The sequence below is a fragment of the Pseudomonas sp. TE3911 genome, assembly GCF_054062775.1.
Map to the genome: position 1 here is coordinate 5,087,459 of NZ_JBSSFP010000001.1, position 20,713 is coordinate 5,108,171.

The window sequence follows — 20,713 nt, forward strand, 5'->3', positions numbered from 1 at the left end:
TGGCAAGCGCAGAGAGTGCCGCGCGCCCGCCATGGTGTCCAGCAACGTTTAACGAACGACGATACCGCGCGCCGCCATATAGGCCTTGGCCTCAGGAACGGTGTATTCGCCAAAGTGGAAAATACTCGCCGCCAGCACTGCGCTGGCGTGGCCTTCGATCACGCCGTCGGCCAGATGCTGCAGGTTGCCGACGCCGCCGGAAGCGATCACCGGAATGCCCAGCGCGTCGCTGATGGCACGGGTCACGCCCAGGTCGAAGCCGTTTTTCATGCCGTCCTGGTCCATGCTGGTCAGCAGGATCTCACCAGCGCCCAGGCCTTCCATCTTCATCGCCCATTCCACCGCGTCCAGGCCAGTCGGCTTGCGACCGCCGTGGGTGAAGATCTCCCAGCGCGGGGTTTCGCCCGGGCCGGAGACTTTCTTGGCGTCGATAGCCACTACGATGCATTGCGAGCCGAAGTGTTGCGCGGCTTCGCCGACGAACTCCGGGTTGAACACCGCTGCGGTGTTGATCGAGACCTTGTCCGCGCCAGCATTGAGCAGGTTGCGGATGTCTTGCACGGTGCGCACGCCGCCGCCCACGGTCAGCGGGATAAACACCTGGCTGGCCATGCGCTCGACGGTGTGCAGCGTGGTGTCGCGGCCATCAACGCTGGCGGTGATGTCGAGAAAAGTAATCTCATCGGCACCTTGCTCATCGTAGCGACGGGCAATTTCCACCGGATCGCCGGCATCACGGATGTTCTCGAACTTGACGCCCTTGACCACGCGACCATTGTCGACGTCCAGGCAAGGGATGATGCGTTTGGCCAGCGCCATGGTCAGTCCTCAGCCGTTGTAGGCATCGCAGTAAGCCTGGGCTTCGGCGACGTCCAGAGTACCTTCATAGATCGCGCGGCCGGTGATGGCGCCGATGATCCCTGGCGCCTTGGCGTCCAACAGCGACTTGATATCGCCCAGGTTGTGAATACCGCCGGAAGCAATCACCGGGATCTTCGTCGCCGCAGCCAGCGCGGCCGTGAACGGTACGTTGCAGCCCTGCATCATGCCGTCTTTGGCGATGTCGGTATAAACGATGGCGGACACGCCGTCAGCTTCGAACTGCTTGGCCAGGTCGATGACTTGCACGGTGCTGATTTCAGCCCAGCCGTCGGTGGCGACGAAGCCATCTTTAGCGTCCAGACCCACGATAACTTTGCCTGGGAACGCGCGGCAGGCTTCAGCAACGAAGGCCGGGTCTTTCACAGCCTTGGTGCCGATGATCACGTAGCTCACGCCAGCTTTGACGTAGTGCTCAATGGTTTCCAGGGAGCGGATACCGCCGCCGATCTGGATCGGCAGATTCGGGTAGCGCTTGGCGATGGCGGTAACCACCTCACCGTTGACCGGCTGGCCTTCGAAGGCGCCGTTCAAGTCCACCAGATGCAGACGACGGCAGCCCCCTTCTACCCATTTGGCAGCCATGCTCACCGGGTCATCGGAGAACACGGTGGAGTCTTCCATGCGGCCTTGGCGCAGACGTACGCAGGCGCCGTCCTTGAGATCGATAGCGGGGATAATCAGCATCTGGCAAACCTTATTCGATATTCAGCAATGCTTGGGAAATCAGGGTTTCTCAAGCGACCACAGGTCGCTTTCGATGCTTTCGAACCTTTCTTTAAGGAGCGTCTGCGAATCGAAAATCGCCCTGTTGTAATAGTGCGGAGCCACTTCGGTGGTGAACAGCTCAAGAATCTCGGCGACCTCGAACGAGCCCAGCTTGAGCTCGAAGCGATCTTCCATGAAGCGTTTGATCTTGAGGGTAGCCTCACTCTCCTGCTCAGGCGTGAGGTTCAAGATCGGCAGCTTCGGCTTCCTGGCCATTTACCAGCGCCCGTCCCACGCGGCGAAGTTCTGCAGCAATTGCAGGCCATGGGTATGGCTCTTCTCCGGGTGGAACTGCACAGCAAAACGCGAACCTTCGGCCAACGCTGCGGCGAAGTCGACGCCGTAGTGCCCGCCACCCACCACCTGGCCCGGCTTACCGGCGGCGATGTAGTAGCTGTGCACGAAATAGAAACGCGCCAGGTCCGGGATGTCGTGCCAGAGCGGGTGATCCACCGTCTGACTGACTTCGTTCCAGCCCATATGCGGCACTTTCAGGTGGGCGCCATCTTCGTGCAGGTCCTTGCCGAAGAACTTCACCTGGCCAGGGAACAGGCCGATGCAGTCGACGCCGTCGTTCTCTTCACTGCGGTCGAGCAAGGCTTGCATGCCCACGCAGATGCCGAGGAACGGGCGATCCTGGCTGACTTCGCGCACCAGACTGTCAAAGCCCAGACGGCGGATCTCGGCCATGCAATCGCGAATCGCGCCGACACCGGGGAACACCACGCGGTCAGCTTCGCGAATCACGTTGGCATCGCTGGTGATCAGCACCTTGCCGGCACCTACGTGTTCGAGGGCCTTGGCCACCGAGTGCAGGTTACCCATGCCGTAATCGATAACCGCGACCGTCTGCATTACAGAACGCCCTTGGTCGAGGGCATTTGCCCGGCCATGCGGTCATCCAACTCTACAGCCATGCGCAGCGCGCGGCCGAAAGCCTTGAACACGGTTTCGATTTGGTGGTGGGTGTTGGTGCCGCGCAAGTTGTCGATATGCAGGCTGACGAGCGCGTGGTTGACGAAACCCTGGAAAAATTCCTGGAACAGGTCGACGTCGAAGCCGCGGCCCACGTTGGCACGGGTGTACGGCACGTGCATCTGCAAGCCTGGGCGGCCGGAGAAGTCGATGACCACTCGCGACAGCGCTTCGTCCAGCGGGACATAGGCGTGACCGTAGCGACGGATGCCTTTTTTGTCGCCGATGGCCTTGGCAAATGCCTGGCCGAGGGTGATGCCTACGTCTTCCACCATGTGGTGGTCGTCGATGTGCAGGTCGCCCTTGCCTTCGATATCCAGGTCGATCAGCCCGTGACGGGCGATCTGGTCCAGCATGTGCTCAAGAAAAGGTACACCGATATCAAATCGGGCCTTTCCGGTGCCATCCAGGTTAATCGAGGCTTTGATCTGGGTTTCCAGAGTGTCGCGCTCGACGGACGCCTTACGTTCGGCCATCACCAGCTCCGCAAAATCATTGGGCGAAAAAGGCAGCCATTATAGGGGCGCGGGCGCTAAACAGAAACATCGAAGGGGATAAGACTGACGAGTTGAAGTGGGGGTGTCGGGGATAGACATGTGCATACAAGTGCGAATCCACTTATGAAAACTCTGCACAGCCAATGTGGAAGGGGGCTTGCTTCCGATGGCGGCGGCTCAGTCGCCTAGTGGCTGACTGATCTGACGCTATCGGGAGCAAGCCCCCTCCCACAATGGTTTTGCGGTGTTAGTGGAACAGTACCGCCGTCTTCTGCAGGGTCACCCACACACCCCACGCCAACGGAATACCCACCACCAGCCAGGCCGCAACGGCCAATGGCACCGTACCGGGGGCTGCTTTCCACTCCAGGGAAGTGGTGGCATCCGCGCCCTTGTCATGGCCCAGCGCCTGTTCGGCAGCCAGTTCGGCGTCGGTCATGAAGTACTTGTCGGCCACCGGACGTACCAGCATGTTGCAGATAAAGCCCAACACCAGCAGGCCGGCGAGGATGTACAAGGTGATGTCATAGGCCGCAGCGCGTTCAACGCCGATGCTCAGTTGATACTCACGCAGGTAGTTCACCAACACCGGGCCCAATACGCCCGCAGCAGCCCAAGCGGTCAGCAGGCGACCGTGGATCGCGCCCACCATCTGGGTGCCGAACAGGTCGGCCAGGTAAGCCGGAACGGTGGCAAAACCACCGCCGTACATCGACAGGATGATGCAGAACGCGGCCACGAACAGCGCCACGTTGCCCAGGTGCCCCAGGTTCGGGATCAGCGCGTAGAGGGCAAAGCCCAGGGCGAAGAACACGAAGTAGGTATTTTTACGGCCCAGGTAGTCGGAGAACGACGCCCAGAAGAACCGGCCGCCGATGTTGAACAAGCTCAACAGACCGGTGAAACCCGCGGCGATCGCGGCGATCGACGCCAGTTGCCCGGCATCCAGTTGACCGAACGGCACATCAACACCCAGCAGCTTGCCACCGAACACTTCCTGCAGCAGCGGCGAAGCCATGCCGAGGATGCCGATACCGGCCGATACGTTCAGGCACAACACCAGCCATACCAGACGGAATTGCGGGGTTTTCCACGCCACGCTCACATGCACGTGACGGTGGGTGATCATCGCATTGCTGGCTTTTTTCGCCGGCGCGGTCCAGCCCTCAGGCTTCCAGCCGGTCGGTGGCACGCGATAAGACAGCGCACCGCCGATCATGAACACGAAGTAGATCGCGGCCATCACCAAGAAGCTCTGCCAGACGCCCACGCTGGTCGGCGAAGCGAAGTGACCCATCAGCGCTGCGGCCAGGGGTGCACCGACCATCGCGCCCCCACCGAAACCCATGATCGCCATACCGGTGGCCATGCCACGCTTGTCCGGGAACCACTTGATCAAGGTCGACACGGGCGAGATATAGCCCAGGCCCAAGCCGATGCCGCCAATGACGCCGGAACCGATCCACATCAGCCAGATCTGGTGGGTGTAAATACCCAATGCCGAGATCAACAGGCCGCCGCACCAGCACAACGCCGATACAACACCCGCCTTACGCGGCCCGGCATGTTCCAGCCAGCCGCCCCAGATCGCTGCCGAGCAGCCCAGGAAAATGAAGAACAGGGTGTAGATCCAGCCCAGCATGGAGATGGGCCAGTCGCATTGGGACGAGAAGACTTGGGCGATAAAGCTCATGTCTGGCGCGCAGGCAACGGGCTTGGTGATACCCAGCGCCTTGGACAGCGGCAGCCAGAACACCGAAAAACCATAGGCCATGCCGATGCAGAGATGGATGGCCAGGGCGGCCGGTGGAACCAGCCAGCGGTTGAACCCGGGCTTGGCGATGATGCGCTCCTTGGACAGGAACGCAGGCTGTGCGGCGGTAGAACCGGCCGCAGTGCTAGTGCTCATTGGTGTTTCCCCCAGTTATTAGTATGCGTCCGTCAGGCGCTCTCTCCCTCGGCCTTGCACGCAAAGCGTGGCCGTTTTTGATGAGTGAAGCTCCATTTTGGCGCGACGATAGGTCGCAGAAGGCGGACGAACACGCAGAGATTAGCACCTGCGGATGACGGAAAAACCAAACTGATATCACTTTTTTCAGGAAATTCTCTTTTTTTGACGCCAGAATCCCGCTACCTGGCCCGCGGATACAATGTAACGATCGGTGACCTGACGCCGGTCATCGGGCGTTATACTCTGCGGCTAAATTTTAAAATCGACATACAAGGACTCGCCCATGAAAGCGTTCGGCAAAATCCTGGGTCTGGTACTTCTCGGGCTGTTGCTGATCATTGTGGCTCTGGGCTTCGCCCTGACCCATCTTTTCGATCCCAACGACTACAAAGAAGAGATTCGCCAGATTGCCCGCGACAAGGCCCACATCGAGCTGACGCTCAATGGCGATATCGGTTGGAGCCTGTTCCCCTGGCTTGGCCTTGAACTGCACGAAGCCAGCGTAGCGACCCTGACCACCCCGACCCAGCCCTTCGCCGACCTTCAGATGCTCGGCCTGTCAGTACGCGTATTGCCGCTGCTGCGCCGCGAAGTGCAGATGAGCGACGTGCGTGTCGAAGGCCTCAACCTGCGCCTCAACCGCGACAAGCAGGGTCACGGCAACTGGGAAGACATCGGCAAGACTGCACCGGTAGCCACCACCGATACGCCCACCACGCCGCCCCCGGCGCAACCGTCACCCGAAGCCAAGCCAGAGAAGCCGGCCCAGCCGATCCGCCTGGATATCGACAGCCTGACGGTCAACAACGCCCGCATCGAATACAACGATGAGCAGACCGGCAAACAGTTCAGCGCCGAGAGCATCCAGTTGAGCGCCGGTGCCGTGCACGAAGGCGCCAGCATTCCGGTGAAGCTCACCGCCTTCTTCGGCAGCAACCAGCCGGTAATGCGCGTCAAGACCGAGCTCAACGGCAATCTGCGCATTCAGCGCGCCCTCAAGCGCTACCAGTTCGAAGACATGCGTATCAGCGGCGAAGCCACTGGCGAGCCGCTGCAGGGCAAGACCGTGACCTTCTCCACCCAGGGTCAGTTGCTGGTGGACCAAGCGGCCAACATTGCCGAATGGACCAACCTGAAACTGTCGGCCAACCAACTGCGCGCCTTGGGCGAGCTGAAGGTCAATGACCTGGACAAGACCCCACAGCTCAGCGGCGCCTTGTCCATCGCCCAGTTCGACTTGGCCAAGTTCCTCGACAGCGTCGGCAGCCCACTGCCACCGATGGCCGAGGGCAGCCTGAGCAAAGTCGAACTGGTCAGCCGCCTCAAGGGCACGCCAACCAGCCTGGCCCTGGAAGACCTGAACCTGAAGCTCGACGGCAGCACCTTCACCGGCCGCGTCGCCGTGGACGATTTCGCCAAACAGTCGCTTCGCGTGCAACTCAAGGGCGACAGCTTCAACGCCGACAACTACCTGCCGGCGAAGTCCGAATCTGCCAAGGGCGCAACCGCCGCCCGCCAAGCCGAAGTGCAGAACAGCGAAGCCGGCGCCATGGCTGCCGGCGGCACCACACCGCTACCGGATGCGCCTACCAAAGGCGCCTGGAGCACCGACAAGCTGCTGCCTCTGGCGCACCTGCGCAAACTGGATGTCGATGCTGATCTCGCCTTCGGCCAACTGACCTTGAGCAAATTGCCGATCCAGAATGCCGTGCTCAAAGCGTCCGGCATCGACGGCCAACTCAAGCTCGACACCCTGAGCGGCGGCCTCTACAACGGCAGCTTGCAAGCCAACGGCACACTCGATGTGCGCCAGGATATTCCAGTGCTGGCACTGCAAAGCCGGATCAAGCAAGTGCCGGTCGAACGCATCCTGCAGGCCCAGGGGCAAACCCCACCCGTGAAGGGCCAGGTCACCCTCGACAGCAACCTCAGCGGCCGTGGCAATAGCCAAAAGGCGCTGATCGACAGCCTCAACGGCACCGCCAGCTTTTTGATCAACAACGGTGTGCTGCTCAATGCCAACCTTGAACAGCAGCTGTGTACAGGCATCGCCATGCTCAATCGCAAGACCCTGAGCGGCGAACAGCGGGGCAAAGACACGCCCTTCCAAGAGCTGAAGGGCAACCTGACCTTCCGTAATGGCGTGGCCAATAACCCTGACCTGAAAGTGCGCATTCCGGGCCTGGCCGTCAACGGCAACGGTGACATCGACCTGCGCGTGTTGGGCATGGACTACCGCGTCGGCATCATCGTCGAAGGCGATCAGCGCGAAGTGCCGGATCCGGCCTGCGAAGTGGGCTCCAACTTCCGCAACATCGAAGTACCGCTGCGCTGCCGCGGCCCGCTGGAATTGGGTGCCAAGGCGTGCCGCCTGGATAAAGATGGCTTGAGCCAAGTCGCGATCAAGGCGGCCGGTAACAAGCTCAGCGAGAAGCTGGAAGAGAAGCTCGACAAGGTAAACCCGCAATTGAAAGATGCATTAAAGGGCCTGTTCAAGCGATGAGAAACGAGCAGTTTTCACAGGCGGTGCTGGACTGGTACGACCGCCACGGTCGCCATGACCTGCCCTGGCAACAGGGCATCACGCCTTACCGGGTATGGGTCTCGGAGATCATGCTGCAACAGACTCAGGTGAGCACCGTGCTCAATTACTTCGACCGTTTTATGGCGTCTTTGCCAACGGTCGAAGCTCTGGCCGCCGCACCGGAAGATGAAGTGCTGCACCTGTGGACTGGCCTTGGCTACTACACCCGGGCGCGCAACCTGCAAAAGACTGCGAAGATCATCGTGGCCCAGTACGGCGGCGAATTTCCCAAGGATGTCGAAAAGCTCACTGACCTGCCCGGCATCGGCCTGTCCACCGCCGGCGCAATCGCCAGCCTGAGCATGGGCCTGCGCGCACCGATCCTCGACGGCAACGTCAAGCGCGTGCTGGCGCGCTTTACTGCACAAGAGGGTTACCCAGGCGAGCCGAAGGTGGCCAAGCAGTTGTGGGCCACTGCAGAGCGCTTCACGCCCCATGATCGCGTTAACGCCTACACCCAGGCGATGATGGACATGGGCGCCACCCTGTGCACGCGCAGCAGACCCAGCTGCCTGCTATGTCCGCTGGAAAAGGGCTGCGAAGCCCACATGCTCGGCCTTGAAACACACTACCCGATTCCCAAGCCGCGCAAGGCCGTCCCGCAAAAGCGCACGCTGATGCCGATGTTGGCCAACGCCGAGGGCGCGATCCTGCTTTACCGCCGCCCTTCCACAGGTTTGTGGGGCGGTTTGTGGAGCCTGCCCGAGTTAGACGACCTGCAAGACCTCGAACACTTGGCCACACAACACGCACTCGAACTGGGCAAGCACCAGGAACTGCCAGGGCTGATCCACACGTTCAGCCACTTTCAACTGGCTATCGAACCCTGGCTGGTCCAGGTCGAGGAATCCGCCCATCACGTGGCCGAGGCCGACTGGCTCTGGTATAACCTCGCCACCCCGCCGCGCCTGGGCCTTGCCGCCCCGGTAAAGAAACTGCTGAAGCGCGCGGCTGAAGTATTGAACGCAGGAGTGTCGTCATGACCCGCACCGTAATGTGCCGCAAGTACAAAGAAGAACTGCCAGCCCTGGAGCGCCCTCCATACCCAGGTGCCAAGGGCCAGGACATCTACGATCACGTCTCTGCCAAAGCCTGGGGCGACTGGCTTAAACACCAGACCCTGCTGATCAACGAAAAACGCCTGAACATGATGAACGCAGAAGATCGTAAATACCTTGCGGGCGAGATGGACAAGTTCTTTTCCGGCGAGGATTACGCCAAGGCCGACGGCTACGTACCACCTGCTCAATAATTGATCAAAAACCGGGGTCGGCACGTAAGCGACGGTAATAATTAAATATTTTTTGAAAACTTGCTTGACGACCCCCTGAAAAACCAGTTTAATGCGCCCCGTTGCCCAGATAGCTCAGTCGGTAGAGCAGGGGATTGAAAATCCCCGTGTCGGCGGTTCGATTCCGTCTCTGGGCACCACTAATTAGTTTCAGGTGGTGCAAACGTCATCTGAAATACACAAGAAACCCGCCAAGTGCGGGTTTTTTGTTGCCCAGGATTTAACCTCCTAACCCGCCTCTTCGTTACGCCGCGCACTAGTAGCGCTATGATATGATTCAAAATGTGCCAAGGTAGGCGATTAACAGTATGCGGATGCATCCCTCCTGTAACCCGTCAGCCAATGCCACCTAGTATCGGAGTAGGCAACGACGGCGGATCCTGTATCCCCACGAGCCTCCCTCTACACGCTGCAGCCTCTCTCCCCCACCTCAACACAGCCCAGGGTCACGCCCAAGCGGTGAGGGAGCGCACGCAAGCGCAGCGGCACAAGGACACATCATCCGGCGATGCGCAGCCCAGCGTATCGCTTACTCATACGGGCACATGGAGAAACAAATGGCATACACATCGATCATTTTCAAAAACCCGAATACGGGCGCGATGAAGGAAGCTCCAGTCGGTTTTTCGTGGACAACCTTCTTTTTCGGTTGCTTCCCGGCACTGTTTCGCGGCGACGTGAAATATGGCGTGATCCAGTTCGTCATTGCGATGGTGACCATGGGCCTTAGCAACATCGTCTTTGCGTTCATCTACAACAAGCTCTACATCAAGGACCTGATCGGCCAAGGCTTCAAGGCTCAATCCATTGCCAGTGGCGATATGAACTTCGCGTCGGCGAAGATCGGCATGCAGATCCCACAGCTGGAAGCCGCGTAATCGAAGGCGGAAACCGTATCCGACAAAAAGCCTGCTGAATGCAGGCTTTTTGCTGACCGGCTGACTCACTGCAACAAGAACACCAGCAACGGATTGTCGTTCAATCGTCCTTCAAAGTCGGGAGGCTGATGCTCCAGCGACGTCCCCGCCAGCAGTGCGACCTCCTTGCGCGCCACGACCACCCAGGCTGGCCGATGCACATGAGCTAATTGTTCAAGCTCATGACCACCAATGAACACCGGTTGCTCGTCGTGATCCAGGTTCATCATGTAACGCACCGCCCAGGTATCCCGACCGAGGTCGATAAACACCAGCGGGCCCGGCCGCGTGGCACGTAGCGCTTCAACCTGGCTGACAAACTGCCGGGTATCGAACTGTAAGTCCTTGGCCGGCTCCACCACGACCACCAGCAGCAACCACTGCGCCACCAACGCAATCAAGCTGAGCGACACCAGCCGCGCGATGCGCCGCCAGGCGATCAACGCAGCGACTTGCAGCACCACCAGCACGCCCACCCACAACGGCAGCGAAACGTCTGGCCAGTAACCGTGCTTTTGCCACCCATGCCGACAGACAAATACTACAACCACACACAACGTCGGTAGCGCCGCGACAAGCCCCTCATAGCATCGACGCACGCCCACAAGCCAGCCTTGCGCCTGGAGGAGCCCATAGGCCGCGACAGCCGCAAACATCGGCACCATGGGCAGGATGTAATAGGCGCGTTTGAAGTGCGGCACCGACAACCCAATCAAAATCATCAGGCCGCAAGCGCCTAGCCGCACAACCAATTGCACGGGCTCATCAAACCGTTCACGCCAGCGATGACGCAACGCAACCAGCGTGGCCAGCGCCAACGGCACCACAGGGAAGTAACGGTACAAACTCAGTTGAAGATAGAAATAGAACGGCTCGCCACTTTCATCCAGGCGCCCGCCCACTTGCATCCTGAACACCTCTTCGGCGAACCCATCACCACCACTGATGCGCGCCAGCTTTATAAGCAGCCACCAACAGACCGCCAACAACGCCAGACCAACCAGGCCGTGAATCAGCACCTGCCTGACCCGTTGCCCCGGATTACCAAGCGCCCAATACACACACACCACGCCGCAGACCTCAATCAACCCCAATGGCCCACGTATGGCGAAGCCGAAGATGAACAGCGGGAACACCGCCAACTGCCTCAATCGCGAGCCCAGGCGCTCGCCACTGTGCAGCAGGTAGAAACTGCCAACGCAGAGCAAAGCCACCATCTGATCCAGGCAAACCGAACGGGACTTTTCCAGCAGTTGAGTGGTGAGCAGTGTCAACAAAACGGAGAGCAGCGCCCACTGCCGACTCGCAGGGACCAGCAGGCGATAGAGCAGCGCAATCACCCCAGCAGACGCCAGTGCGGTGGGCAGTACGTTCGCCAGGTGATTGGGCGCACCGAATAACCGGGCAAACACAAAACTGAAGAAGGTAGCGGTGCCAGGGTAGTCCGCGTAGGGCTGACCGTAGGTAGTGGGAAAAAGGCTCGCGCCATGACGAAACATTTCTTGCAGGAACAGCGCCCAACGTCCGTCAAATCCCTGGGGCTGTTGATCCCAGATCCCCAGGGTAAAGAGCAGCAAGGCAAACAGGAAAATGCCCAGGGATTCCAGGCGAAAACGGTTGCGTTGATCCATCGGTAGGCCTGTCAGGTGAGGAGCGCTGACTTAATGGTGCCGAGCACGCCCCTGAACATCGCCTGAACAGACCTGAACATTCACCCAGCTACCGACCTGCGGGCCACACCGCCCACGGGATCAGGCGCACGTAGATCAACTCAGCCACCAACTCGACCAAGGTCTGCAGGATCACCGCCGTGGCGGCCAACCCCCGTACGTCTTCAGGCAGGGCCAGCGCCAGGGGCAATACCACCAGCGAATTGCGCGTGGATGCGCTGAACGTCACCGCCCGCGCCGTGACCGCCGGCAGCGCGAACAGCCGCGCCGCCAGCATCCCCATCAGTGGCGCCAGCAGCACAAAGCCCAGATAGACCGGAATCACTGGCACCAACAGGCCGATATCGCGCACCACCGAGGTGACTTGCGAGCCGATCACCACGAACAGCACCAGCGCCATGGCGGGTACCGGCAACCAGGCCCAAGCGTTATTCCACGCATTGATAATTGCGTAGCGCCGCGCCAGGGACGTCGTGAGCACCGCCAGCACCATCGGCACCACGATCAACTCTACAAAGGCTTGAACAAACGGTCCCACCGCAACCACTACTTCGGACTGCGCGCCCAGCATAAACCCCAGGTACACCGGCAACAGCGCCAGCTGCAGTAACAACAGCACCGGCGTCGCCGCCAGCATCAACCGCGAATCGCCTTTGCCGATATGGGTAAACACCACCACATAATCGATGCACGGCGTCAGCAACACCAACAACGCGCCCACTAGCAACGCCGGGCGCTCCACCAGGCCACGGGTCAATGCCCACACCAGCAGCGGCACCAGAATGAAATTGGCCAACAACAACGCCGACAGGAAGCGCTTGTGGCTCAAGCCCTCGCGCAAGTCCAGAAAGGGGATTTGCAGGAACATCGCGTACATAAGCACTGCGATGACGGGGGTGATCAATACGTTGAGGTTGTGGGCGGATTGGGGCGCGAACAGGCCGACGACGGCAGCCAGCAGGATGGCGACAAAGTAGATTGGGATCTGGTTGTGTTCGAGGGTGTCGCGGGACATGAAGGCGCTCGAGAAAATTGCGAAGGCACCAGCTTATGCGCCTACTGGCGCAGGGTCGACCCGTACTACCCGTTCACAACAACCGCAGAAGCCATGAACGTGAACGACGCGCCAACGCCGCCAATTCTGAGGATGCCCTTGGGATTTCCTCCAACCTGCGCTTCAATACCCCACCCAGATCCAGAACCTTAGGATGTCGAGCCCATGGCTTCGCCGAACAAGCAGCAAAAACGTGCCCAGCGGGCAAAGACCAAGGCTAAGCAAAACCGCACTCAGCGCGCCGTAGCGACCAAGCCGGATGCGTTTGCAGGCGATGACAGTCGCATTGACCTAGAGTCGGTCGATTTGACTGAGCTGTTTGAGGAGATGCGCGTCGCTGGCGAGACCAGCCAACAGGCGTTGTGCGCGGCATTCCTGGCCCACCCGCTGCTGGCGCTGGTGCTGGAACAGGAAGGTGAAGAAGAAGCCACCGACTTCATCCTGGCAGCGCTGATCGAATATCGGCAGTGGGCCACGGACAGCGACGATGAAGCCGCCGCACTGGCGTGGGTCGAGTCGCCGCAGTTCCAGGCGGATTACGTCGCCGCATCCCAGGCGCTGGTGACTTCCCAGGACTGACGCAAAACAAAATGTAAGAGGGGGCTTGCCCCCGACAGCGTGTTTTCAGTCAATTAGATGTCGACTGACGCACCGCTATCGGGGGCAAGCCCCCTCCCACATGGGGACTGCGGTCAGTTAAGCACCGCAGCGCCTGCTCTCTGCGCCTTGCGACGGCTCGACACAAACAACCCCGCCGCCACCACCAGCAAGCTTAGAACGCCGGTCGCGATAATCTCGACCCGGTGCGCTTCCTGGAACAGCATGATCGTCAGCGTCCCCACGATAAACACCATCACCGCGTAGGTCAGGCCAGGGAACAGCCACATCTTGAAGACGATTTTCTCGCCCGCCGCCGTACGCTTCTGACGCATGCGCAGTTGCGACACAGCGATAACGAGGTACACCAGCAACGCGATGGCGCCGGAGCTGGCCAGCAGGAATTCGAACACAGCTGCCGGCGCCACATAGTTGGCAAAGACCGCCAGGAACGCAGCACCGGTAGACAGCAACACAGCCCAGTAAGGCGTGCCGCTCTTATTAGTGCGCTTGGCCACTGCCGGAGCGTCACCGCGACGGCCCAGGGAGAACAGCATGCGCGACGCGGTGTACAGCGCCGAGTTCAGGCAGCTCGTCACGGCAACCAGCACCACCAGATCGACGATCAGCTTGGCATTCGGGATGCCCATGCGTTCCAGCACGGTCTGGTAGGAACCTACCGCCGCCAGTGTCGGATCGTTCCACGGCACCAGGGACACGACGATGAAAATCGACAACAGGTAGAACAAACCAATCCGCCAGATCACCGAGTTGGTGGCCTTGGTGATTTGCTGGCCTGGGTTCTTCGATTCCGCCGCGGCGATGGTGACGATCTCGGTACCCATGAACGAGAACATGGTGGTCAGGATGGCCGCCAGTACTGCGCCCATGCCGTTGGGCATAAAGCCTTGGGTGTCGAACAGGTGCGAAACGCCGCTGACCTGGCTGGTCGGCAGGAAGCCGAAAATCGCCGCCAAGCCGAGGATCACAAAACCCACGATCGCTACGACTTTGATCAGCGCAAACCAAAACTCGAACTCACCGTAGTTCTTCACGCTGAACAGATTGGTCGCGGTCAGCAGCAACGTGATGATCAGCGTGAAGGCCCAGATGGCCACATCAGGGAACCAAGCGTGGAGGATGGTCGCAGCAGCGTTGGCTTCCAACGGAATCACCAACACCCAGAACCACCAGTACAGCCAGCCAATGGTGAAACCGGCCCAGTGACCAATCGCACGGTCGGCGTAGGTGGAAAACGAACCGGTGTCCGGCGAGGCAACGGCCATTTCGGCCAGCATGCGCATCACCAATACCACCAGCGTACCCGCAGCGGCATACGCCAGCAGTACGGCCGGGCCGGCGGCAGCAATCGCGTGGCCGGAGCCAACAAACAAACCGGCACCAATAACGCCGGCAATCGACAGCATGGTGACGTGACGCGGTTTGAGCCCCTGTTCGAGGTCATTGGAGCTTTGCGTACTACTCATTGACACACCTTTGCGAGGAATTGCGAAAACGGTCCACCCGGCCTGGTGTCTTCTTCGTGAAAAGAAACCAACAGGGCGTTCTTTATTTTTTACGCAAGATTTGCGCCAAAATGTTACGAAGTCGCAATTGACGCGGGCTGTAGGACGATTCGACAGTCGTCGCAAGTCATTGAGAACAATGGCATTCCGCTATAGCGTTACCGTGCGACTCACATTCAACACGAACAAGCGCACCAAAAACACACACAAAAAGTACGTGACGCGCCATAAAGGGGCCGATGGGTACCGTTTGCCCGTTTAACCCTTCCAACACCCGGCCAAAGCTGGCACCATCGCGCCCTTTTTTACGCAAAGCCTGCGGTTTATCGGGTTCAAACGGTTGTTCGGTTGTTGAGGGCGCGACACGCTGCTGTGCCGATGCGACACCCTGCCGCACACGCCCCATTTACCGCTGGCCACGCTGTTGGCTGCCATCAAGACGCTATGCTAGCTTGGCGCCTCGCCAGGAAGGCGGCCCAACAGCAGGAATGCAATGAACACAATGAGGACCGCACATGGCCGAGGCCACGCCCGCGCTTGAAATCCGCAACTTGCACAAACGCTATGGTGAGCTGGAGGTACTCAAAGGTATCTCGCTGACCGCTCGCGACGGCGATGTGATCTCGATCCTGGGTTCCTCCGGTTCCGGCAAGTCCACGTTCCTACGCTGCATCAACCTGCTGGAAAACCCACACCAGGGCCAGATCCTGGTGGCCGGCGAAGAACTCAAGCTGAAGGCCGCGAAAAACGGCGAACTGATGGCCGCCGACGGCAAGCAGATCAACCGGTTGCGCAGCGAAATCGGTTTTGTATTTCAAAACTTTAACCTGTGGCCACACATGAGCATCCTCGACAACATCATCGAGGCCCCCCGCCGTGTGCTCGGCCAGAGCAAGGCCGAGGCAATAGAAGTGGCCGAGGCCCTGCTGGACAAGGTCGGCATCGCCGACAAGCGCCACGCCTACCCCGCGCAATTGTCCGGCGGCCAGCAACAACGGGCAGCCATCGCGCGTACCCTGGCGATGCAGCCCAAAGTCATCCTGTTCGACGAACCCACTTCTGCCCTTGACCCGGAAATGGTTCAGGAAGTACTTAATGTGATCCGCGCGCTGGCCGAAGAGGGCCGCACCATGCTGCTGGTCACCCATGAAATGGGCTTCGCCCGCCAAGTTTCCAGTGAAGTGGTGTTCCTCCACCAAGGCCTGATCGAAGAGCAAGGATCGCCACAGCAGGTGTTTGAAAACCCGCTTTCGGCGCGCTGCAAACAATTCATGTCCAGCAACCGCTAACGGAGCAACATGCATGCAGAACTATAAAAAATTCCTTCTGGCCGCGGCCGTATCGATGGCGTTCAGCGCCACGGCCTTGGCAGAAACCTTGAAGATGGGGATCGAAGCGGCTTACCCACCTTTCAACAATAAAGACGCCAGCGGCAACGTCGTCGGCTTCGACAAAGACATCGGCGATGCCCTGTGCGCCAAGATGAAAGTCGAAAAGTGCGAAGTGTATGTGTCCGACTGGGACGGCATTATCCCGGCCCTGAACGCCAAGAAGTTCGACTTCCTGGTGTCCTCACTGTCCATCACCGATGAACGCAAGCAAGCCGTCGACTTCACTGACCCGTACTACTCCAACAAGCTGCAGTTCATCGCACCTAAAGCCACTGCGGACTTCAAAACTGACGCCGAGTACCTGAAGGGCAAAGTCATCGGTGCACAGCGTGCAACCCTGGCCGGTACCTATCTGGAAGACAAGCTGCCGGACACCGAAGCCAAGCTGTACGACACCCAGGAAAACGCCTACCTCGACCTGACGTCCGGCCGCCTCGACGGCATCCTCGCCGACAAGTACGTGCAGCACGAATGGCTCAAGAGCAAAGACGGTTCCGCCTACGAGTTCAAGGGCGACCCGGTTGTAGAAAGCGACAAGATCGGTATCGCCGTGCGCAAGGGCGACCCACTGCGCGAGCGCCTGAACAAAGCCCTGGCAGAGATCAAGGCAGACGGCACCTACAAGAAGATCAACGACAAGTACTTCCCGTTCAGCATCGAATGACCTGAACGGTCTGCCCGACGCGCTCACTTGAGCGCGTCGGCTTCCAGCAATGCCTGCCGCGATATGAAAACACCATGAATTTCGATCTCTACGGATTCGGCCCCGCGCTCGCCGCCGGCGCGCTGATGACCGTCAAACTGGCGCTCACGGCGTTATGCCTGGGGCTGGTACTCGGCCTCGCCGGTGCCTTGGCCAAGACTTCACCGTACAAGCCGCTGCAATGGCTGGGCGGTACCTACTCGACAATCGTTCGCGGCGTGCCGGAACTGCTGTGGGTGTTACTGATTTACTTCGGCACGATCAACGCCATGCGCTCACTGGGTGAGTTGCTCGACATTCCCGACCTTTCCCTCAGCGCCTTCGCCGCCGGCGTCATTGCGCTGGGGCTGTGTTTCGGTGCCTACGCCACCGAAGTACTGCGCGGCGCAATCATCTCCATCCCCAAGGGCCACCGCGAAGCCGGTGTGGCACTGGGCCTGTCGAAGTTCCGGATCTTTACCCGCTTGATCATGCCGCAGATGTGGCGCATCGCCCTGCCGGGGCTGGGCAATCTGTTCCTGATCCTGATGAAGGACACCGCGCTGGTCACGGTCATCGGTCTCGAAGAAATCATGCGCCACGCGCAGATCGCCGTCACCGTCACCAAACAGCCTTTCACCTTCTACCTGGTCGCCGCGTTCATTTACCTGGGCCTGACTTCACTGTCGATGGTGGCTATGCACTTCCTGGAAAAACGCGCCGCCCGCGGCTTCGTGAGGACGACGTAATGGAATGGGAAGTCATCATCAAGTGGCTGCCGAAGTTTATCCAGGGCGCCATCCTGACCCTGGAGCTGGTCAGCATTGCCGTGATCCTCGGGTTGATCCTGGCCATCCCGCTGGGTATCGCGCGCTCATCCAAGCGCTGGTATGTGCGCTCACTGCCCTACGCCTACATCTTTTTCTTCCGTGGCACGCCGCTGCTGGTGCAGTTGTTTCTGGTCTATTACGGCCTGGCCCAATTCGACAGCATCCGCTCAAGCTTCATGTGGAAGTACCTGCGCGACCCGTTCTGGTGTGCCACCGCCACCATGACACTGCACACCGCAGCCTATATCGCCGAGATCCTGCGCGGCGCCATCCAGGCCATTCCACCTGGGGAAATTGAAGCAGCCCGAGCGCTGGGCATGTCCAAGCCCAAAACGCTGTTCTATATCATCCTGCCCCGCGCGGCGCGCATCGGTTTGCCGGCCTATAGCAACGAAGTGATCCTGATGCTCAAGGCCAGTTCACTGGCGAGCACCGTGACCCTGCTGGAACTGACCGGCATGGCCCGCACGATCATTGCGCGCAACTACCTGACGGTGGAAATGTTCTTCACCGCCGGTGTGTTCTACCTATTGATCTCGTTCCTGCTGGTACGCGGCTTCAAACTGCTGGAACGCTGGCTGCGCGTCGATGCCTGCCAGGGACGTTGAAGCGCGCTTCCGGGCGCTGGATGCGTTTCTGATAGAGCATCAAGGGCTGTGGCGACCACGGCCCTTTACTCAGCGCCAGTTGCCTTGGGAAAACGAACACCCCGAACTGGCCCAGTGGCTGCGCCAACGCTCGTTGGCCGATGCCGAAGCCAATCACAACCAGCCCCATGATCTGCTCGCCCCCGCACCTTTTCCACAGTTCGCATCGCAGGCGCTGCAACTCAGCACTGTGGATAAGTTACCAACGCAGCCCTTGCAACCCGCCGCGCACCGCCTGAATGTCGATGTGCCTGGCCGCAAATGGCAACAGATCGAAGCCTTCGGCGCGGCGCTGCAGTTTGCGCAAACACCCCGGCATTGGTTGGACTGGTGCGCCGGCAAAGGCCACCTTGGCCGCCGCCTGCTGCACACAGGCCAGCAGCTGACCTGCCTGGAATACGACCCGGCCTTGATCGCTTCGGGCCAAGCCTTGAGCGAGCACCACGGCCTGCTCGTCACCCATCGTCTGCAAGACGTGATGGCGGATGTAGCCATAAGCGCCGAACACACCCCCGTGGCCCTGCATGCCTGCGGCGACCTGCATGTACGCCTGCTGCAAGTGGCCAGCGCCGCCGGCTGCAAGCAACTGGCACTGGCGCCGTGCTGCTATAACCGCATCCAGGGGGATACCTACAAGCCGCTGTCCGACGCGGGCCGCGCTTCCACCTTGCTGTTGTCGCTCGACGACCTCGGCCTGCCCCTCAGCGAAACCGTCACCGCCGGCAAACGCGTGCGCCTGCAACGGGACACCTCCATGGCCCGGCGCCTCGGCTTCGATCAATTGCAACGCCTGTTACGCGGCTGCGACGAGTACCTGCCTACCCCGTCCCTGCCCACCCACTGGCTGGACAAACCCTTCGCTGACTACTGCCGCGAACTGGCACGCCTCAAAGGGTTATCCACAGGCGAACAAGACTGGGCGGCGTTGGAGGCCCATGGTTGGCAGCGCTTGGCCGAGGTCAGGAACCTGGAGTTGGTGCGTGGTCTGTTTCGGCGCCCGCTGGAGTTATGGCTGGTGCTGGATCGGGCACTGTTTCTCAGCGAACGTGGCTACAGGGTTGAGGTCGGCAGCTTTTGCGACCCGACGTTAACGCCGCGCAACTTGATGGTGCTCGCCGAGCGCGATTAAAGGGCGAAATTGTCGCACCCCAACCTGTGGATAACTCTGTTGATGAATTCGTTACAGACCCTGTAGCGCTCTACGCTGCAGACCAAAAGCCACGCTGTTCATTTTTTGTTCACACAATAAAACGCACGTAAAACAGGCAGTTGCACTGTGTTGAGAACCGCTCCACAAAATGGCTGTTTCATCACAACTGCATCCAACCGATTGTGCATAAGCATCTGGAGGTAAGCGTATAAACCGCGCTTTAAACGCGTTTTCTGCGAGCGATCAATAACCGGCAAAGGTCGGTGATATCGTCACCGGCCAGGCTCGTCGCCGTGTTGTCCAAAGGGTCCGTAGAAAAGGCCAAGCCTTCGCTGATCGCCGGATCACGGTGCACGACTTCCAGCGGGTACTCACCTCGGCGCAACTTGAAGGCGTCGAGCATTTCCAGGTTGAACGTCGAGTTTTCGTCCAGTTGGTTGATCACCAAGTGGCAACGCGGTGGACGCTCACGCTCAAGATGAGGCGCCAGCAACTCATCCAATTGGTCCAGGGTGCCGAGGCAAGCGGCATTCGGTTGGGCGACGACCAGCACGATGTCAGCCACGCTCAGTGCTTGATGGAGATAAACGTTGTCACCTGCGGGGGTATCGACGATGACTGTGTGCCGTTCACTCAGCCCCAATGCCGACAGGCGCTGGGTCAGCCACTTCGGCTCGCGGGTCAACCAGCGTTGCAGGTTTTCCCTTTGCTGGGTGTCGGTGTCGCCAAAGGGAATGACCTGGCAACCGGCAAAACCCGATTGCAGGATGGTCCTCCATGGCGCGTTGAGCAGACTACTGCGACCCACACCGGGTAGCTCATGATCAACACCAAAGTGCTGGCGCAAAGCATTCTGGGGATCCAGGTCCAATGCCACGACCGACTCACCCAGGCGCTGCAAACCGCTGCTCAGTGCCGTGGCCAGCGTACTGCGGCCAACACCACCATTGATGGACACCAGCGCCACTACCGTCGGGCGTAGCGTGGTCAGTGGCTCATTGTGATGATGTTCATTGGCGTGGGACGCATGAGTACTCATGCGCGAGCCATCTTTATGGTTCACCCGAGTGCCATCGTCGAAGGGAACGCTGCCGAAAAAATGCAGGCGAGCGTTTCTTCCCTTCGGATCACGGGAAACGCTCTTGCCGAACAGGGCAAATAGATCATCAGTGCGGCTCATGGCCGGAGCTCCTTCACGGCGCCATATAAAGACGTGAAAAGGTCGGCAAGGTATGGCTTCGCCGCAGGTCTTTTTGTAGGCGTTCTCATGGCTTCATTCTGTGACAGCGTTAAAGAAGTGTCAT

General features: G+C 59.8%; 20 protein-coding genes and 1 tRNA gene. 11 read left to right on the top strand and 10 right to left on the bottom strand.

Translation table 11 applies throughout. The features are described from left to right. Window positions 1–48 precede the first annotated feature (48 nt). From hisF to ACVWXD_RS23065, 6 genes are all read right to left on the bottom strand, one after another. Window positions 49–819 carry an imidazole glycerol phosphate synthase subunit HisF gene (hisF, locus tag ACVWXD_RS23040; RefSeq protein ID WP_003171107.1) on the bottom strand — a complete coding sequence of 257 codons (771 nt, stop codon included), beginning with the start codon at window positions 817–819 and terminating at the stop codon, window positions 49–51. A 9-nt stretch (window positions 820–828) separates the two neighbouring features. After that, on the bottom strand, window positions 829–1,566 hold the full coding sequence (gene hisA, locus ACVWXD_RS23045) for a 1-(5-phosphoribosyl)-5-[(5-phosphoribosylamino)methylideneamino]imidazole-4-carboxamide isomerase (RefSeq protein WP_003187784.1): 738 nt from the start codon (window positions 1,564–1,566) through the stop codon (window positions 829–831). A gap of 39 nt (window positions 1,567–1,605) precedes the next feature. Next, the gene (locus tag ACVWXD_RS23050; protein WP_032890124.1) at window positions 1,606–1,863 is read right to left on the bottom strand and encodes a DUF2164 domain-containing protein; all 258 of its coding nucleotides are present in this window, start codon (window positions 1,861–1,863) and stop codon (window positions 1,606–1,608) included. After that, window positions 1,864–2,502, bottom strand: a complete 639-nt coding sequence (gene hisH / locus ACVWXD_RS23055) for an imidazole glycerol phosphate synthase subunit HisH (protein WP_032890121.1) — start codon at window positions 2,500–2,502, stop codon at window positions 1,864–1,866. Further along, window positions 2,502–3,098 carry an imidazoleglycerol-phosphate dehydratase HisB gene (hisB, locus tag ACVWXD_RS23060; RefSeq protein WP_028615365.1) on the bottom strand — a complete coding sequence of 199 codons (597 nt, stop codon included), beginning with the start codon at window positions 3,096–3,098 and terminating at the stop codon, window positions 2,502–2,504. The genes hisH and hisB overlap by 1 nt, the downstream gene beginning before the upstream one ends. Before the next feature lie 268 nt (window positions 3,099–3,366). Next, window positions 3,367–5,028 (bottom strand): OFA family MFS transporter, encoded by a 1,662-nt coding sequence (locus tag ACVWXD_RS23065; protein WP_122764253.1) that lies wholly within the window; start codon window positions 5,026–5,028, stop codon window positions 3,367–3,369. A gap of 325 nt (window positions 5,029–5,353) precedes the next feature. On the opposite strand from ACVWXD_RS23065, the gene ACVWXD_RS23070 reads away from it, so the two are divergent. From ACVWXD_RS23070 to ACVWXD_RS23090, 5 genes are all read left to right on the top strand, one after another. After that, window positions 5,354–7,573 (top strand): AsmA family protein, encoded by a 2,220-nt coding sequence (locus ACVWXD_RS23070; protein ID WP_457371346.1) that lies wholly within the window; start codon window positions 5,354–5,356, stop codon window positions 7,571–7,573. Next, the gene (mutY, locus tag ACVWXD_RS23075) at window positions 7,570–8,637 is read left to right on the top strand and encodes an A/G-specific adenine glycosylase (RefSeq protein ID WP_457371347.1); all 1,068 of its coding nucleotides are present in this window, start codon (window positions 7,570–7,572) and stop codon (window positions 8,635–8,637) included. Before ACVWXD_RS23070 ends, mutY begins: the two co-directional genes overlap by 4 nt. Then, window positions 8,634–8,906 carry an oxidative damage protection protein gene (locus ACVWXD_RS23080; RefSeq protein WP_095186157.1) on the top strand — a complete coding sequence of 91 codons (273 nt, stop codon included), beginning with the start codon at window positions 8,634–8,636 and terminating at the stop codon, window positions 8,904–8,906. The genes mutY and ACVWXD_RS23080 overlap by 4 nt, the downstream gene beginning before the upstream one ends. 103 nt (window positions 8,907–9,009) lie before the next feature. Continuing rightward, window positions 9,010–9,085: transfer RNA gene (locus ACVWXD_RS23085), tRNA-Phe, on the top strand. A gap of 417 nt (window positions 9,086–9,502) precedes the next feature. Continuing rightward, on the top strand, window positions 9,503–9,823 hold the full coding sequence (locus ACVWXD_RS23090) for a hypothetical protein (protein WP_095186158.1): 321 nt from the start codon (window positions 9,503–9,505) through the stop codon (window positions 9,821–9,823). A 65-nt stretch (window positions 9,824–9,888) separates the two neighbouring features. On the opposite strand, the gene ACVWXD_RS23095 is transcribed toward ACVWXD_RS23090, so the two are convergent. Both ACVWXD_RS23095 and ACVWXD_RS23100 read right to left on the bottom strand, forming a co-directional pair. After that, on the bottom strand, window positions 9,889–11,493 hold the full coding sequence (locus ACVWXD_RS23095; protein ID WP_457371348.1) for a hypothetical protein: 1,605 nt from the start codon (window positions 11,491–11,493) through the stop codon (window positions 9,889–9,891). Between the two features lie 88 nt (window positions 11,494–11,581). Then, entirely contained in the window at window positions 11,582–12,547 is a 966-nt protein-coding gene (locus ACVWXD_RS23100) for an arsenic resistance protein (RefSeq protein ID WP_095186160.1), read from the bottom strand. Window positions 12,548–12,751: 204 nt separating this feature from the next. Here ACVWXD_RS23100 and ACVWXD_RS23105 point away from each other — a divergent pair, with 204 nt between their 5' ends. Continuing rightward, window positions 12,752–13,165 carry a hypothetical protein gene (locus ACVWXD_RS23105; RefSeq protein WP_032890101.1) on the top strand — a complete coding sequence of 138 codons (414 nt, stop codon included), beginning with the start codon at window positions 12,752–12,754 and terminating at the stop codon, window positions 13,163–13,165. A gap of 113 nt (window positions 13,166–13,278) precedes the next feature. Here the strand turns inward: ACVWXD_RS23105 and gabP are convergent, their stop codons facing one another. Beyond that, window positions 13,279–14,670, bottom strand: coding sequence for a GABA permease (gabP, locus tag ACVWXD_RS23110; RefSeq protein ID WP_095186161.1), 1,392 nt, complete (start codon window positions 14,668–14,670; stop codon window positions 13,279–13,281). Window positions 14,671–15,224: 554 nt separating this feature from the next. Between gabP and ACVWXD_RS23115 the strand changes: the two genes are divergently transcribed. From ACVWXD_RS23115 to ACVWXD_RS23135, 5 genes are all read left to right on the top strand, one after another. Further along, window positions 15,225–15,998, top strand: a complete 774-nt coding sequence (locus tag ACVWXD_RS23115) for an ABC transporter ATP-binding protein (RefSeq protein ID WP_065925764.1) — start codon at window positions 15,225–15,227, stop codon at window positions 15,996–15,998. A 13-nt stretch (window positions 15,999–16,011) separates the two neighbouring features. Beyond that, window positions 16,012–16,764, top strand: coding sequence for an ABC transporter substrate-binding protein (locus ACVWXD_RS23120; protein WP_260367488.1), 753 nt, complete (start codon window positions 16,012–16,014; stop codon window positions 16,762–16,764). A gap of 74 nt (window positions 16,765–16,838) precedes the next feature. Next, entirely contained in the window at window positions 16,839–17,531 is a 693-nt protein-coding gene (locus tag ACVWXD_RS23125; RefSeq protein ID WP_032890094.1) for an ABC transporter permease, read from the top strand. Beyond that, a complete protein-coding gene (locus ACVWXD_RS23130) occupies window positions 17,531–18,220 on the top strand; it encodes an ABC transporter permease (protein WP_032890091.1) in 690 nt (229 codons plus the stop codon). Before ACVWXD_RS23125 ends, ACVWXD_RS23130 begins: the two co-directional genes overlap by 1 nt. Then, window positions 18,201–19,388: a methyltransferase gene (locus tag ACVWXD_RS23135; RefSeq protein WP_457371349.1), complete on the top strand. Its 1,188-nt coding sequence runs from the start codon at window positions 18,201–18,203 to the stop codon at window positions 19,386–19,388. Before ACVWXD_RS23130 ends, ACVWXD_RS23135 begins: the two co-directional genes overlap by 20 nt. A gap of 241 nt (window positions 19,389–19,629) precedes the next feature. Here the strand turns inward: ACVWXD_RS23135 and bcsQ are convergent, their stop codons facing one another. Next, complete coding sequence (bcsQ, locus tag ACVWXD_RS23140) at window positions 19,630–20,589, bottom strand: cellulose biosynthesis protein BcsQ (protein WP_032890087.1); 960 nt, start codon at window positions 20,587–20,589, stop codon at window positions 19,630–19,632. Between the last annotated feature and the right edge of the window lie 124 nt (window positions 20,590–20,713).